Source organism: Nocardiopsis oceanisediminis, assembly GCF_048595525.1.
In the GTDB taxonomy this organism is placed as follows: Bacteria; Actinomycetota; Actinomycetes; order Streptosporangiales; family Streptosporangiaceae; genus Nocardiopsis_A; species Nocardiopsis_A oceanisediminis.
The window spans coordinates 5,308,988-5,323,759 of sequence record NZ_JAFMZJ010000001.1 but is presented as its reverse complement, the minus strand read 5'-3'; the positions used below and the strand labels follow the sequence as shown (position 1 = coordinate 5,323,759).

Below are 14,772 nucleotides of genomic sequence, written 5' to 3'. Positions count from 1 at the left end.
CCCGCACCGCCGGATCGTCCTGATGTGGCCGCCTCGGCGGTGCGCGTACTCCCGAGGGGCCCCTGAGGCTACCTTCTTATGTGATGTCAGCTCAGCGGCAGTCAGCGGCCCGCAGGGGCAGAACGATCATCGGCGTCGTCACCGCGGTGGCCCTCGGCGCCGTGTTCTTCACCGCGTTCACCACCGTCGCCCGGATGGGCGCGGGCGGCGGCGACGGCAGGGAGCGGATCGCCTACTTCGCCGACTGGAACACGGCCAACCGCGGCTACACCGTCAAGGACGTCCGGGACAGCGGCGCCGCCGCCCGGCTCACCCGGGTGCTGTGGGCCTTCGGCGACGTGGACGAGGAGGGGCGCTGCTTCATCTCGCCCGACGCCGACCAGCCCTGGGAGATCTACCAGCGCCGCTACAAGGCGGAGGCCAGCGTCGACGGCGAGGCCGACACCTACGAGCAGCCGCTCGCCGGCAGCCTGAACCAGATGCGCAAGCTCCAGCAGGAGTACCCCGAGCTGTCGGTCAGCATCTCGCTGGGCGGGTGGAACCTGTCCAAGCACATGTCCACCGCGGCGCGCACCGAGGAGTCCCGCAGGGAGTTCGCCTCCTCCTGCATCGACCTGTGGATCCGCGGGAACCTGCCGAAGCTCAACGACGAGCCGCAGGGAGGCGAGGGCGCCGCCGCCGGCATCTTCGACGGCATCGACCTGGACTGGGAGTGGCCCGGCGGCTCCGGCCACCCGGACAACGTCGAGCACCCCGACGACAAGCGCAACTTCACCCTGCTGGTGCAGGAGTTCCGCCGCCAGCTGGACGCCCTGGGGGAGGAGACCGGCGAGGAGTACAGCCTGTCGGTGTCGATGGCCAACGTGCCGGAGATCATCGAGGCCAGCTACGAGCCGGAGATCTTCGACGACGTCGACTTCGCCACCGTGCAGGGCTACGACTTCACCGGGCCGTGGAGCGAGACCACCGACCACCACTCGCAGCTGTACTCGGTCGAGGGGCACGAGGGCGACCTCAGCGGGGACCGCGCGGTGCAGCAGTACATCGAGTACGGGGTGCCGAGGGAGAAGCTGGTGCTGGGCTTCCCCGGCTTCGGCCGCGGCTGGTCCGGGGTCGAGCCGCAGAACTTCGGCCGGTTCGCCCCCGCGGAGGGCCCGGCCGACGGCGACTACGGCAAGGCCACCGACTCCTACGCCGACCTGGAGCGCAAGGAGGGCCAGCGGTTCTTCGACCCGGTCCACGCCGCCTACTGGCTCTACGACGGCGACGAGTGGTGGACCTACGACACCCCCGAGGTGGTCGAGCTCAAGGGCGACTACGTGCGCCGCGAGGACCTGGGCGGCCTGATGATGTGGAACCTGGACATGGACCCCGAGGGCGAGCTGGTCGAGGCGATGGACCGCTCGCTGTCCGAGTAGGGCGGCCGGCGCGCCGCAGGCGCGGTGGGACCGCCGAGGGGCGCGCCGCGCGGGGGAGGGGCCCTCAGGGACCGCGCGGGGCCCGTCCGCCCCTCCCCGGGCCCCGCCCGGTGCACCACCGCCGGCCCGCCCGGCCCCGGCCGAACGGGCCGCACACCGCGCGGGCGGCTCCGCGCCCCGGGGCGTCCAGCCCGCCCCCTCTCCAGGGGAGGGTCAGGTCCGGGCGGTCTCGGTGACGCCGGCGCCCGGACGCCAGTGCCGGATCACCAGGCGGTCGCCCTCCACCGAGGTGAGGACCGCTCCGGTGAGCAGCAGCCGGAACAGGTGGAAGGGGCCCGGCGGCTGGCCCGGGTCCCGGTACCCCTCCACCTCATCGGGGTCGACCTCCACCGCAACCCCGGAGACCTTCGCGTCGCCCTCCCCCATCGCCTGCTCGCCGCTCTCCGCCTCGCCTGGATTGGCGTGCACCGCGAAGCGGCCGTCCCGCTGCAGGTCGCGGGCCTTGACCGCGCCGGGCATCGAGCCGATCACCAGGTCGGGCCCGCTGAAGGCCACCTCGGTGCCGCTGACCCGGGGCGCGCCGTCCCGGCGCAGGGTCGCCAGCACGTGGTGCGGCGTCCGGGCGAACCTCCGCCGGATCCGCTCGGCGAGCTCCGGCGCCTCCGCGGCGAACTCCTCCCAGGTGCGCGCCTCCCGCGCGGCCCCGGCCTCCATGGTCGAAACACTGCTCCGCTGCTCCATGCCCGCCAGTCTGCGGCGGATTCCCGACACCTTCCGTCAGGTGGGCCGCGGGGCGCGGTTGTCACTCCCGTCACGGCGCGCCACGCTGGTGGGCATGGCCGATCCGCGTACCCCAGCGGCACTCGGCGACGTCGACACCGCGGGCTTCGAGCGTGCTCTGCGCGCCGAGGTCTCCGGCGAGGTCGCCTTCGATGCCGGAGCACGAGCCCTGTACACCGCCGACGCCTCCAACTACCGGCACGTCCCGCTGGGCGTGGTCCTCCCGCGCACCGTCGACGACGTGATCGCCGCCGTCGCCGCCTGCGACGCCTACGGGGTGCCGCTCACCCCGCGCGGGGGCGGCACCAGCATCGCCGGCAACTCCATCGGCCCCGGCCTGGTCCTGGACGCCTCCCGGCACCTCACCGCCGTCGAGGAGGTCGACCCCGGCGCGCGCACCGCCCGGGTGCAGCCCGGCGCGGTGCTGGACGCGCTGCGCGCCGCGGCCGCCCCGCACGGCCTGACCTTCGGCCCCGACCCCTCCACGCACAGCCGCTGCACGCTCGGCGGCATGATCGGCAACAACGCCTGCGGCTCGCACTCGGTGGCCTGGGGGACCACCGCGGACAACGTCGAGGAGCTGGACGTGCTGCTGCACGACGGCACCCGGATGACGGTGGGCCGCACCTCGCGGGAGGAGTTCGACCGGGAGGCGGCCCGCCCCGGCCGCCGGGGGCAGGTCTATTCGGCCCTGCGCGACCTGGTCGACGCGTCCATGGGCGAGCTGCGCACCGGCATGCCGCGGCTCTCCCGCCGGGTCTCCGGCTACGGGCTGGACCGGCTGCTCCCGGAGCACGGCGGGCACGTCGCCCGGGCGCTCACCGGGACCGAGGGCGGCTGCGTGACGGTGCTCGGCGCCACCGTCCGGCTGGTCCCGGTGCCGCCGGCGCGGGCGCTGGTGGTGCTCGGCTACCCCGACGCCCCGGCCGCCGCCGACGCGGTGCCCGAGCTGCTGGAGCACGGCCCGCTCACCGTGGAGGGGCTCAACGAGCGCCTGGTCGCCGGGCTGGACCGGCCCGGGGCCCGCTCCGGGGTCTCCCTCCCCGACGGGCGGGCCTGGCTGATGGTGGAGGTGGCCGGGGAGGACCCGGCCGGCGCGGCGGCCGCGGGCGGGGCGATGGTGCGCGCGCTCTCCGCCGGGGCCCGGCCGACCGGCTCGGCCGTGGTCACCGACCCGGCGCACACCAGGGCGCTGTGGCGGATCCGGGAGGAGGGCGCCGGGCTGACCTCGCGCACCGCGGACGGCCGGGAGGCCTGGTCGGGCTGGGAGGACGCCGCGGTCCCGCCCGAGCGGCTCGGCTCCTACCTGCGCGGCTTCGACCGGCTGCTGGACCGGCACGGCCGGGACGGCGTCGCCTACGGCCACTTCGGCGAGGGCTGCCTGCACGTGCGGATCGACTTCGAGCTGGGCACGGCCGAGGGGCGGCGCGGGTACCGCGCGTTCCTGGAGGACGCCGCCGACCTGGTGGCCGAGCACGGCGGGTCGGTCTCCGGCGAGCACGGCGACGGCCAGGCCCGCTCGGAGCTGCTGCCCCGGATGTACCGGCCGGAGCTGATCCGGGCGTTCGAGGCGTTCAAGGCGGTGTGGGACCCGCGCGGGCTGATGAACCCGGGCGCGGTGGTGCACCCGCGCCCGCTCGACGCCGACCTGCGCGTCGCCGCCTCCGGGCGGCCCCCGCTGACCGTCCTCGCGCACGGCGCGGACGGCGGGGACTTCGCCAAGGCGCTGCGCCGCTGCTCGGGCGTGGGCAAGTGCCGCCGGCACTCCGGGCCCGGCGTGATGTGCCCCAGCTACATGGCGACCGGGGAGGAGAAGCACTCCACCCGGGGGCGGGCCCGGCTGCTCTTCGAGATGCTCAACGGCGAGGTGATCACCGACGGGTGGCGCTCCGAGGAGGTCCGCGACGGCCTCGACCTCTGCCTGTCCTGCAAAGGGTGCCTCAGCGACTGCCCGGTCGACGTGGACATGGCGGCCTACAAGGCGGAGTTCCTGCACCACCACTACAAGGGCCGGGTGCGCCCGGCCGCGCACTACTCGATGGGGTGGCTGCCGGTGTGGGCGCGGCTGGCCGGCCTGGCCCCGGCGGAGGTGAACCGGGCCGGGCGGGCGGCGCCGGTGGCCGGCGCGGTCAAGCGGCTCGCCGGGATCGCCCCGGAGCGGTCGCTGCCGGAGTTCTCCCGGACCACGTTCCGGCGCTGGTTCCGGCGGCACCCGCCGGCCCCGGGCCACCGGGGCGGGGTGGTGCTGTGGCCGGACACCTTCGGCGACCGGATGCAGCCGGGGGTGCTCGTCTCGGCGGTGCGGGTGCTGGAGGACGCCGGGTTCCGGGTGGTGCTGCCCAAGGGGCCGGTCTGCTGCGGCCTGACCTGGGTCTCCACCGGCCAGCTGGGGGTGGCGCGCGCGGTGGCGCGGCGCGCCCTGCGCGCGCTGGCGCCGCTGACCGCGGCCGGGCTGCCGGTGGTGGGCGCGGAGCCGAGCTGCACCGCGGCGCTCAAGTCCGACCTGCTGGAGCTGGTCCCGGGGGAGGAGAGCGAGCGCACCGCCGCCGCGGTGCACACCCTGGCCGGCTTCCTCCGCGAGCACGCCCCGGACTGGGAGCCGCCGCGGGTGCGGGCCCGCGCGGTCGGGCAGGTCCACTGCCACCAGCACGCGGTGCTCGGCTTCGACGCGGACCGGGAGCTCATGGAGCGGGCCGGGATCGAGGTGGACCTGCCGGACTCGGGCTGCTGCGGCCTGGCCGGGAACTTCGGTTTCGAGGACGGGCACTACGAGGTGTCCCGGGCGATCGGCGAGCGGGTGCTGCTCCCGGCGGTGCGCGCGGCCGGCCCCGGCGACCTGGTGATCGCGGACGGCTTCAGCTGCCGCACCCAGATCGGCCAGGAGACCGGCCGCACCGCGGTCCACCTGGCCGAGGCCCTCGCCGCCGGCCTGCGCCCCCGGGGCTGACCGCGCCCTCCCCGGGGCGCCGGCCGGTGCGGGCGGGGGAACGGGGAAGGGGCCCCGGAGGCGGGGCCCCTTCCAGCGGTCCGTTCGCGGGGCGGGTCACACGCCCCAGAAGTCGCGGCCGCAGGGGTACTCGCTCTCGGAGAGGTACTCCGGGAGGTCGTCGCCGAGGAGCGCGGCGTGCTCGGCGGCGCTCATGTTGTACTCCTCGCGGGCGCCCATGCAGTCGTACATGTCGGCGAAGAGCGTCTCGATCTGGTCCACGCTGGCGCCGTCCTTGGTGGAGGCCTCGGCGAAGTCCTTCATCGAGCCGTCCAGGTCGTCGCTGAGGGTCTCCACCTCGTTGAGCAGGCCGGGCAGGTCGGCGGCCTCGTAGGCCTCCTGGGCCTCCTGCTCCTGCGCCGCCTGCTCGTCCTCGGTGATGCCGAGCTGCTCGCGGAGGCCCGCGGCGTCGTCCTCGGAGGCCGCGAGCTCCTCCTCGGCGCTGGTCTTGCCCAGGTAGAGCCAGACCGAGGCGCCGGCCCCGCCGAGGGCGAGGACGAGCACCACGACGAGCGCGACGATCAGGCCGGTGGGCCGCTTGCCGCCGGAGCTCGAGGAGGACGGGGACGGCGCCCCGGACGGGGGCCAGGGCTGCTTCGGGCCGCCGGGCCCTCCGGGGCCGACCGGACCGCCGGGGCCGCTCGGGGCGCCGGGGCCGGTCGGGCCGCCTGCGGGGCCGCCGAGGCCGCCCGGAGGGGTCGGCCGGTTCGGGGGCATGCCCGCCGAGCCCGGCGCCCCGGGCGCGGGGTGCCCGCCGGGAACGCCCGGAGGGGTTCCGGGTGCGCCCTGGGGGCCGGGCGCCGCGCCCGTGTTGGGGGCGCGGTAGGGGTCGGAGGGGCCGGGGGGAGGAACGGGCGGGTTAGGGGACCCCATGGTTCTCCTGTCGTCGACGCTTCGGGGACTGCGGTGCCGGTCGTCAGCGCCCACAGGCCGAGATACTTTCAGGGGCCGTACGGCCGCGGGGTCCACTGCCGGCGGGAGAGCGGACAAGGACCGGCTCGATCACCACGGTAGAGGTACTCGGACACGGAATGTCCCCAGGGGCGGTGGAAAACAGCGAATCGTCCGGCTTCGGCCGCGGACCGAACGGGATCGGAGGGGCGGGCGGTCTCATGCGCCGCGGTCAGATCCCGGTCTGCTCGCGGATCAGGGCCAGTGCGCGCTCGGCCGCGGTGCGGACCCCGGGATCGCCGGGGTCGACGCCCTCGTCCAGGTGGATCCGCCAGTCGATCCGGGATCCGCCCGGGGGCCGCCGGGCCACCAGCCGGAACCCGGCGCCGCCGGCACCGGGCAGCGGCACGTGCCGGGCGGCCACGATGGTCGCGGTCACCCGCTCGTGGACCACCTCGGGCAGGCGCCCCGGCTCGGCCACCGGGAAGGCGCGCTCACCGGAGCCCTCCTCGGTGAAGCGGAGCCCCTCCTCGTCCCAGCGGGCGCGGTCGATCCGGTCCCAGGGCACCCGGTGCCCGCCGGGCAGGTGCAGCGCACCGGTCGTGGCGACGAGCACGCCGCCGCCCCCGGCGGCGTGGGCGAGGACCCGCTCCCCCCGCTCCAGCCGCAGGCCGGATCGGACCTCTGGGGGAAGGGAGGTGCGGCGGAAACGGCTCATGCGGCCACTCTAGAACGCCGGCGCCGGCCGGAGGGGGCCGGGCCTCCGCCGGCGGGCGGGGCCGTACCGCTCCGGCCCCGCCGCCTGTGCCGTCAGATCCGGGAGTCCTGGGGCGGGACGGCCGCCGGCGCCTCCTGGTCCAGGTGCTCATCCTCCTCCCGGGTGGGGCGGGCGAGGAAGTCCCGGACCGAGGTGACCGGGAGCCGCTCCTCCACCTTGCCGTAGACCGCCCGGCCCGCGCCCGCCACCTGGGAGCCGACGGCGCTCGCCGCGTCCTGCACCGCGGGGTTGCGCGCGATCTTCCGGGCGGTGCCCGCGATCTGCTCGTAGCGGCCCCGGCCGGCCTTGGCCCCGAGGACGTAGCCGATCGCCAGGCCGGCGATGAAGGTGATCCGATAGCGCATGCGTCCCCCTTGGCGTCGGTACCGCTGTCGTGTCCGACGTTACCCGCAGGGCGGTCCGCCGACGGTGAGGCGGGCGCCCGGGGCCTCCCGGAAAAGGTGTCACGAGCACGCTCCGGCGTGCGCTAGAGTATTACCTGTCGCCGAGGGGGACACCCCCGGAGGCGGCAGGGAACACCATCCCGCGTAGCTCAATCGGCAGAGCAGCCGGCTGTTAACCGGCAGGTTATTGGTTCGAGTCCAATCGCGGGAGCATCTCCAGAACTTCATAGAAGCGGCCAAGGGTCGCCTTCCGTCAAGGGAAGGCGGCCCTTGTGCGTTGCCGGGTATCGAAGTGAGTACTTATCTTCCCTGGTCGGCCCTTGAGAAGATCCGATCCATCGCTGCGGTGCCGATCTGAATGACGGGCCGGATCCGCTTGCGATCGACCTCCTCTGCGACCTGAGTGCCGCTCTGGCCCACCAGGAGGGCGATCTCGTCCAGCGGCATGCCGTCGTCCGAGAGCAGGGAAACAGAGCTGTGCCGCAGTTCGGGCAGTTTGAGCGTCCGCCGGGATCGGCGAAAGGCCCTCTCGAGACGGGAGGGCATTTCGCTTTGCCCGCATTTCCGCCCGGCGCCGCGGGGAAGACCGCGGCGCCGGGCGGCGGCGGGGCGTCACACCCGGTCGGCGGGGAGGACGCCGATCGGGACGACCAGTGGGCCGCCGGTGACCGGGTCGGGAACGATCCGGGAGTCCAGCCCGAAGACGCCGGCGACCAGCTCGGGGGTGAGCACCTCGGCGGGCGGGCCGCAGGCGCGGATCTCCCCGGAGTGCATCGCGACCATCAGGTCGCTGTAGCGCGCCGCGAGGTTGAGGTCGTGCAGCACCATCAGCACGGTGCGGCCGTGCCGGACGTTGAGCTCGCGCACCAGCTCCAGCACCTCGATCTGGTGGGCCAGGTCGAGGTAGGTGGTGGGCTCGTCCAGCAGCAGCAGGTCGGTGCCCTGCGCCAGCGCCATGGAGATCCAGGCGCGCTGCCGCTGGCCGCCGGAGAGCCGCTCCAGCGGGCGCTCGGCCAGCTCCAGCATGCCGGTCATCCGCAGCGCGTCGGCGATGGCCGCGGCGTCCTCGGCGGACCAGCGGCGGTACCAGCTCTGGTGCGGGTGGCGGCCGCGCGACACCAGGTCGGCCACGGTCAGCCCGGGCGGGGCCTGCGGCGCCTGGGGGAGCACCGCGACGGTCTGCGCCACCTCGCGCGGGGGCAGCGAGCCGACCGGCCGGCCGTCCAGGAGCACCTGCCCGGAGCTCGGCCGCAGCAGCCGGCCGAGCGCGCGCAGCAGGGTGGACTTGCCGCAGCCGTTGGGCCCGATGACGGCGGTCACCGCGCCGTCGGCGAGCGCGAAGTCGAGGTCGCGCGCGATGACCGCGTCGCCGTAGCCGAGGGTGGCCCGCTCGGCGCGGAGCCGGGCGCCCTCCGCCGGGGCCGGGGTGGGGGAGTCGGACGTCACAGGCGGGCCTCCCGGTGCCGGACGATGATGAGGTACATGAGGAACGGGGCGCCCAGCACCGAGGTGAAGACGCCCACCGGCAGCTGGATCGGGAACAGCCCGGCGGCCAGCTGGTCGGCGCCGAGGGTGAGCGCCCCGCCGAGCAGCGCCGAGGCCAGTACCGGGGGCTCCGGGGAGCGGCAGAGCCGCAGCGCGATCTGCGGCGCGGCCAGCGCGACGAAGTTGATCGGCCCGGCCGCCGCGGTGGCCGCGCAGACCAGCAGGGCGGCGCAGAACAGCAGCCCGGCGCGGGCGCGATCGACCCGGACCCCGAGTCCCAGGGCGGTGTCGTCGCCCAGCCCGAGCGCGCCGACGGTGCGCGCGGCGATCAGCGCGGCCGGCAGCAGCACCGCCAGCGCGGCCGCGGCGGCGCCGACCCGCTCCCAGTCGGCGGCGTGCAGGCTGCCGGTGACCCAGGTCTGCGCGCGGGCGGCGTCCTGGACGTCGCTCCAGGTCATCGCCCAGTAGACCAGGTTGGAGCAGACCAGGGAGACGGCGACGCCGATGAGCAGGAGCCGGCCGCTCTGCACCCCGGCCCGCCAGGCCAGGGAGAAGACGGCGAACGCGGCGGCCAGGCCGCCGGCCACCGCGCCCGCCGGGACGCCGAACTGCGCGGCGGCCCCGCTGACCCCGCCGGCGCTGCCGCCGACCACGATCACCGCGACCGCCCCCACCGAGGCGCCCCAGCCGATGCCCAGGGTGTCCGGGCTGGCCAGCGGGTTGCGCGCGATGCCCTGGAGCAGCGCGCCGGAGAGCCCGAGCGCCGCGCCGACCAGCGCGCCGGTCAGGGCGCGCGGCATGCGCAGCTCGAACACGATGAAGTGCTGCCCGTCGTCGCCTCCGCCGAGCAGTACCCGGACCACTTCGGCGATCCCCATCGGGTAGTCGTCGAAGGCGACCAGGGCGCGGGCGAACAGCGCCAGCAGCAGCCCCGCGGCGAGGACGGAGACCGCGGCCGCGCGCGGCCGCCAGGCCCACGAGGCGGGGCCGAGCCGCAGCACCCTGCGGCCGGGCGGGGCGTATTCGCCGCTCTCGGGGGCGGCGGAGCGGGGCGTCATGGGGCGGTCGGTCCTCCGGGTTCGGTCGGGCGGGCGGGGAGAGGGCTCCCCGGCGGGTGCCGTGCCGGTCGGCGCTGTGCGACCGGAGGCGCGCCGGGGGCGGGCGGCGCCGGGCGGCCACCGCCCCGGCCCGCGGGCGGGCCGGCGCTCCGCCCGGGGGCCGTCTCGCGGCTCGGCGGAGGCATCAGGCGGCGACCTGCCGTCCCCGGCGGATCAGCGCGATGAAGAACGGGCCGCCGAGCACGGCCAGCACGATGCCGACCTCCACCTCGCCGCTGCCGCGGACCACCCGCCCGATGACGTCGGCCACCAGGATGATGCAGGCGCCGGAGAGCGCGGCGTAGGGCACGGTCCACCGGTGGTCGTGCCCGGCGAGCGCGCGGGCCAGGTGCGGTGCGGCCAGCCCGAGGAAGCCGATCGGGCCGGCGGCGGCCACCGCCGCCCCGGTGAGCAGGGCGATGCCGGCGACGCCGAGGGCGCGGACGCGGCGCACCCGCCGTCCCAGGGCGGTGGCCACGTCGTCGCCGAGGGCGAGCGCGTTCAGCCCCGGGGCGTTGGCCGCGGCCAGTACCAGCCCGGCCGCGATGAACGGCAGCACCTGCCAGAGCACCTCCACCGGCCGCCCGCCCAGCGCGCCGATCCGCCAGAACCGGTACACCTCCAGGCTGGCCTGGTCGAGCAGGACGATCGCCGAGGTCACCCCGGCGAGCAGGGCGGACATCGCCGCACCGGCCAGCACCAGGGTGACCGGTGTCGGCCCGCCGGAGCCGCCGGAGGCGACCGCGAACACCGCCGCCGCTGCGACCACCGCGCCGGCGATGGCGAGCCAGATGTAGGAGGCCAGGTCGGTCATGCCGAACAGGAAGACGCCCAGCACCACGCCGAGCGCGGCCCCGTAGGCGACGCCGAGCAGGGACGGGTCGGCGATCGGGTTGCGGGTGTGGCTCTGCATCAGCACCCCGGCCGCGCCCAGGGCGGCGCCGACGGCGATGCCCAGGCCGGTGCGGGGCAGCCGCAGCGCCCACACGATGGCGTCGGCCTCGCCGCCGTCCGGGGCGAGCAGCACCCGCCAGACCTCGGCCGGGGCCAGGGCGCGGCCGCCGATCAGCACGCTCGCGGCGGTGCAGAGCGCGAGCAGGACGAGCAGCACCGCCAGGCCGGCCAGGCGGCGGGAGCGGGCGGCGGCGCCGAAGGCGGGCGCGCCGCCGAGCGGGGGCGCGCCCGGCGCGGCCGGGGCGGTCGGTGTCACGGGGGCGGACTCCTCTGCGGGGCGGGGGCGTGCGGAGCGGCGGGGAGGTCCAGGTCACCGTACTGGACAAATGCCGCGTATATCCGCATACTGCCTGATCGTGGGCGAGTGCCCGCTTAGGCAAGACAAACCTAAACCATAAGAGGTCGGCGATGTCCCCCACTCCAGTCCGCAGGTCCGCGACGTCCCTGATCGGGGCGGCCACCGCAGCCGGCGCCCTCCTGCTGACCGCCGCCTGCGGCGGGGGCGGCGAGGAGGCGGCCGGCGAGCCGGCGGGCGCCGGCTACCCGATGACGGTCGAGCACGCCATGGGCGAGACGGCCATCGAGTCCGAGCCGTCCACCGTGGTGGTGCTGGACACCAGCTACCTCGACTCCGCGATCGCGCTGGAGATGAACGTGATCGGCCGCACCGACTACTCCGACGGCGGCGGCCTCCGCGACTACCTGGGCGAGGAGGGGGAGACCTACGCCGGCGACGCCGAGGTGGTGGGCAGCCTGGAGGCGCCCGACCTGGCCAAGATCGCCGAGCTCCAGCCGGACCTGATCCTCTCCGCCAAGGTCCGCCACGAGGACGTCTACGACCAGCTGGCCGAGATCGCGCCGACGGTCTTCTCCGAGACCACCGGGGCCACCTGGAAGGAGAACCACCTCATGGTGGGCGAGGCGGTGGGCAAGGCCGACCTCGCCGAGCAGCAGATCGAGGAGTACGAGCAGCGCGCCGCCGACCTCGGCGAGGACATCGCCGAGGCCAACGGCGGCGAGGCCCCCACCATGACGCTGGCCCGCTTCGCCGGGGAGCCCACGGTCCGGCTGTACGGGCCCGAGTCCTTCCCCGGCATCGTCCAGTCCGACGTGGGCCTGCCCCTGCCCGAGGACGCGCCGAAGCCGCCCGAGGGCGACATCATGGTGCCGCTCGGCCCGGAGGAGATCCTCGACCTGGACGCGGACCACATCTACGTCTCCACCTGGGACGACGGCACCGGCGACTCGGCCGACAAGGCGAAGGAGTTCACCGGCAACCCGCTCTGGGACCAGCTGGAGGGGGAGAAGCACGAGGTCGACGACAGCGTCTGGGTGAGCTCGGTCAGCCTGCAGGGCGCGAACGCGGTGCTGGACGAGATGGCCGAGGCCTTCGGCGTCTGACGCCTCCCGAGCCCCCGGGCCCCGGGGCGCGCCCGGGATCAGGGCTTGCGGGCGATCCCGCCGACGATGATCGCCCGGTTGCGCACCGGCATGCTGTACCCCCCCGCCCTCAGGCCGTCCCTGGCCTGGGGGCGCCAGTCGTTCAGCGGGACCAGGCCGGGCGGGAGCACGGTCCAGTCGTGGAAGTAGCCGGCGATCTCCGCCTCGGTGCGCCACCGGCCGGTGCCCAGCCGCTCCAGGAAGGCCCGCTCCAGCGCCGCGGCGCGCTCCGCGCTCCGCGGCGCCCGGGAGGCGTCGGGGCGGCAGAAGTGGCTGACGGCGACGTGGCTGCCGGGGGCCAGCGCGTCCAGCAGCCGCCGGGTGCAGCCCGCCGGGTCCTCGTCGTCCTGCAGGTGGTGCAGGATCCCGCCGAGGATCAGCCCGACCGGCCGCTCGATGTCGATCAGGCCGGTGGCAGCCGCCTGGGCCAGCACGTCGTCCGGTTCGGTCAGGTCGGCCCGGACCACGGTGACGCTCCGGTCGTCGGCGAGCAGCGCGCGCCCGTGCGCCAGCACCATCGGGTCGCTGTCCACGTAGACGACCCGGGCCTCGTGCGGGGCGCCGGCGCTGCGGCCCCGCTCCTGCAGGGTCTTGCGGACGATCTCGTGCACGTTGCCGTCGGAGGGCAGCCCGGAGCCGATGTCCACGAACTGCTCCAGCCCGGCCTCGGCGGTGAGGTGGCGGGTGGCCCGCTGGACGAACGCCCGGTTGCCCAGGGCCAGGTCGGTGACGCCGGGGACGACGCCCTCGGCGTAGTTGGCCATCTCCCGGTCGACCTCGAAATGGTCCTTGCCGCCCAGGTAATAGGAGTAGACCCGCGCGATGGAGGGGCGGGACATGTCGATCTCGGGCGGCTCCCGGTACTTCTGACCGGTCCTCTTCAGGAATTCCGGTGGGTCGAGTCCGGCCATCGGCGTCCTGCTCCGCTTCGCGACTGGGGGGTGCGGTTACGCCTCGGAGTGTATTCCTGGCAAGGGGACTTGGTAAACGGTGCAGTGATCCTGTTCGCGAAAAGTCAGGACCGAATCCCTATTCCCAAAATCCTTTCCATATGATAAAAGCCCGCCCCGATTCCGGGGCGGGCTCAGCGGCGGAGAGGGCCGTCAGCCGATCGCCCGGCCGGCGTAGTCCGGGGCCGGCCCGGTCAGCTCGGCGAGCCGCTCGGCGGCCTCGGCCGGGAACGGCGTGCTGCGCCCCTGCTCCTGGTCGACGTGGAGCGCCATGACCTCCTCGGTGGCGCGCACGGTCCCGTCCAGCCGCATCTCGTGGCAGAGCCGCACCTTCTTGGCGCCGGCCTCCACCACCACCGTGGACACCTCCAGCTCGGCGCCGGGCGGCACCTCGCGCAGATAGCGCACGTGCGCCTCCACGGTGTAGAGCGAGTTGCCGGTGGCCTCCCGGTAGCCGGCGCCCAGGCCGACCCGCTCCATCAGCGCGTCCGTGGCGAAACCGAAGACCAGCACGTAGTAGGCCTCGCTGAGGTGGCCGTTGTAGTCGATCCACTCGGGCAGCACCCGCTGCCGGAACACCTCGGCCATCAGCCCCGCCCGCCTTCGCGCGCGGCCTGCGCCGCCTCTTCGGCCTCGACCTCGGCCAGCGCCCGCATCACCGCGATCATCCGGCGGTCGCGCTGCTCGATCAGCTCGGCGGCGGACCGGCCGGCGACCACCTCGTCGGTGCCCGCGACCATCGCGTCGCGGAGCTCCCGGGTCAACTCGGGCGCTTCCAGTCGCGTCCAGGGCGACTTCAGGGACGGACCGAAATGGTCGAGCATGTGCGCCATGCCGCCCTCGCCGCCGGCCAGGTGGAAGGTGAGGCAGGGGCCGAAGAAGGCCCAGCGCAGCCCCATGCCGGCGGTCATCGAGCGGTCGATCTGCTCCACCGTGGCCTCGCCGTTGGCCACCATGTGCAGCGCCTCGCGCCAGGCGGCCTCCTGGATCCGGTTGCCGATGAACCCGGGCAGCTCCCGGTCCATCTCGATGACCTCCTTGCCCGCGGCCCGGTAGAACTCCGCGGCCCAGGAGACCGCCCAGTCCCCGGTGGACTCGCCGCCCACCACCTCCACCAGCGGCACCAGGTAGGGCGGGTTGAACGGGTGGCCGACCACCAGCCGCTCCGGCCGGGCCGCCTTCACCTGCATGTCGGTCATCGAGTAGCCGGAGGTGGAGGAGCCCACCACGACCCCGGCGGGGGCGGCCTCGTCGATCTCGGCGAGCAGGTCGCGCTTGAGGTCCAGCCGCTCCGGGGCGCTCTCCTGGACGAAGTCGGCGCCGGCCACCGCCTCGGCGAGCGTGGCGGCGACGCGCAGCCGGTCGGTCGAGGCGCCCTCGGCCAGGCCGAGCCGCTCCAGCGCGGGCCAGGCCGCGTCCACCAGGGCGCGCAGCCGCTCCTCGGCGTCGGGGGCCGGGTCCCAGGCGACCACGTCGTAGCCGCGGGCCAGGAAGTGGGCGACCCAGCCGCCGCCGATGACGCCGGCGCCGATGCACGCCACGGTGCGCACGTCGCCGGGGGCGGTCGGGGCCGCGGGGCTGCTCTGTTCGGGCATGCGAATGGTTCCTTC

General features: G+C 75.3%; 14 protein-coding genes and 1 tRNA gene. 4 read left to right on the top strand and 11 right to left on the bottom strand.

Going from position 1 to position 14,772, the window contains the following annotated elements; genetic code table 11:
- The first annotated feature begins 83 nt into the window (after positions 1–83).
- Positions 84–1,418, top strand: a complete 1,335-nt coding sequence (locus tag J0910_RS23255) for a glycoside hydrolase family 18 protein (protein ID WP_420160664.1) — start codon at positions 84–86, stop codon at positions 1,416–1,418.
- A gap of 213 nt (positions 1,419–1,631) precedes the next feature.
- Here the strand turns inward: J0910_RS23255 and J0910_RS23250 are convergent, their stop codons facing one another.
- Positions 1,632–2,159 carry a pyridoxamine 5'-phosphate oxidase family protein gene (locus J0910_RS23250; RefSeq protein WP_420160663.1) on the bottom strand — a complete coding sequence of 176 codons (528 nt, stop codon included), beginning with the start codon at positions 2,157–2,159 and terminating at the stop codon, positions 1,632–1,634.
- A 94-nt stretch (positions 2,160–2,253) separates the two neighbouring features.
- On the opposite strand from J0910_RS23250, the gene J0910_RS23245 reads away from it, so the two are divergent.
- Positions 2,254–5,145, top strand: coding sequence for an FAD-binding and (Fe-S)-binding domain-containing protein (locus J0910_RS23245; RefSeq protein WP_420160662.1), 2,892 nt, complete (start codon positions 2,254–2,256; stop codon positions 5,143–5,145).
- A gap of 96 nt (positions 5,146–5,241) precedes the next feature.
- Here J0910_RS23245 and J0910_RS23240 read toward each other — a convergent pair whose 3' ends face one another.
- The 3 genes from J0910_RS23240 to J0910_RS23230 all read right to left on the bottom strand — a co-directional run bounded on the left by J0910_RS23240 (position 5,242) and on the right by J0910_RS23230 (position 7,197).
- Positions 5,242–5,901: a hypothetical protein gene (locus tag J0910_RS23240; protein ID WP_420160661.1), complete on the bottom strand. Its 660-nt coding sequence runs from the start codon at positions 5,899–5,901 to the stop codon at positions 5,242–5,244.
- Positions 5,902–6,307: 406 nt separating this feature from the next.
- Positions 6,308–6,793 (bottom strand): hypothetical protein, encoded by a 486-nt coding sequence (locus tag J0910_RS23235; RefSeq protein WP_420160660.1) that lies wholly within the window; start codon positions 6,791–6,793, stop codon positions 6,308–6,310.
- Between the two features lie 92 nt (positions 6,794–6,885).
- On the bottom strand, positions 6,886–7,197 hold the full coding sequence (locus J0910_RS23230) for a hypothetical protein (protein WP_420160659.1): 312 nt from the start codon (positions 7,195–7,197) through the stop codon (positions 6,886–6,888).
- A 177-nt stretch (positions 7,198–7,374) separates the two neighbouring features.
- On the opposite strand from J0910_RS23230, the gene J0910_RS23225 reads away from it, so the two are divergent.
- Positions 7,375–7,447 (top strand) — tRNA-Asn (locus tag J0910_RS23225).
- An 89-nt stretch (positions 7,448–7,536) separates the two neighbouring features.
- Here J0910_RS23225 and J0910_RS23220 read toward each other — a convergent pair.
- From J0910_RS23220 to J0910_RS23205, 4 genes are all read right to left on the bottom strand, one after another.
- Entirely contained in the window at positions 7,537–7,683 is a 147-nt protein-coding gene (locus tag J0910_RS23220; RefSeq protein WP_420160658.1) for a hypothetical protein, read from the bottom strand.
- Between the two features lie 165 nt (positions 7,684–7,848).
- The gene (locus tag J0910_RS23215) at positions 7,849–8,682 is read right to left on the bottom strand and encodes an ABC transporter ATP-binding protein (RefSeq protein ID WP_420160657.1); all 834 of its coding nucleotides are present in this window, start codon (positions 8,680–8,682) and stop codon (positions 7,849–7,851) included.
- Positions 8,679–9,779 (bottom strand): FecCD family ABC transporter permease, encoded by a 1,101-nt coding sequence (locus J0910_RS23210; protein ID WP_420160656.1) that lies wholly within the window; start codon positions 9,777–9,779, stop codon positions 8,679–8,681. The genes J0910_RS23215 and J0910_RS23210 overlap by 4 nt, the downstream gene beginning before the upstream one ends.
- 184 nt (positions 9,780–9,963) lie before the next feature.
- Positions 9,964–11,028, bottom strand: coding sequence for a FecCD family ABC transporter permease (locus J0910_RS23205; protein WP_420160655.1), 1,065 nt, complete (start codon positions 11,026–11,028; stop codon positions 9,964–9,966).
- Between the two features lie 152 nt (positions 11,029–11,180).
- Here J0910_RS23205 and J0910_RS23200 point away from each other — a divergent pair, with 152 nt between their 5' ends.
- Entirely contained in the window at positions 11,181–12,173 is a 993-nt protein-coding gene (locus J0910_RS23200; RefSeq protein WP_420160654.1) for an ABC transporter substrate-binding protein, read from the top strand.
- A 38-nt stretch (positions 12,174–12,211) separates the two neighbouring features.
- On the opposite strand, the gene J0910_RS23195 is transcribed toward J0910_RS23200, so the two are convergent.
- The 3 genes from J0910_RS23195 to J0910_RS23185 form a co-directional block, all read right to left on the bottom strand.
- On the bottom strand, positions 12,212–13,123 hold the full coding sequence (locus J0910_RS23195; RefSeq protein WP_420160653.1) for an SAM-dependent methyltransferase: 912 nt from the start codon (positions 13,121–13,123) through the stop codon (positions 12,212–12,214).
- A 192-nt stretch (positions 13,124–13,315) separates the two neighbouring features.
- A complete protein-coding gene (locus tag J0910_RS23190; protein ID WP_420160652.1) occupies positions 13,316–13,750 on the bottom strand; it encodes a thioesterase family protein in 435 nt (144 codons plus the stop codon).
- On the bottom strand, positions 13,750–14,757 hold the full coding sequence (locus J0910_RS23185) for a 3-hydroxyacyl-CoA dehydrogenase NAD-binding domain-containing protein (RefSeq protein ID WP_420160651.1): 1,008 nt from the start codon (positions 14,755–14,757) through the stop codon (positions 13,750–13,752). The genes J0910_RS23190 and J0910_RS23185 overlap by 1 nt, the downstream gene beginning before the upstream one ends.
- Positions 14,758–14,772 lie beyond the last annotated feature (15 nt).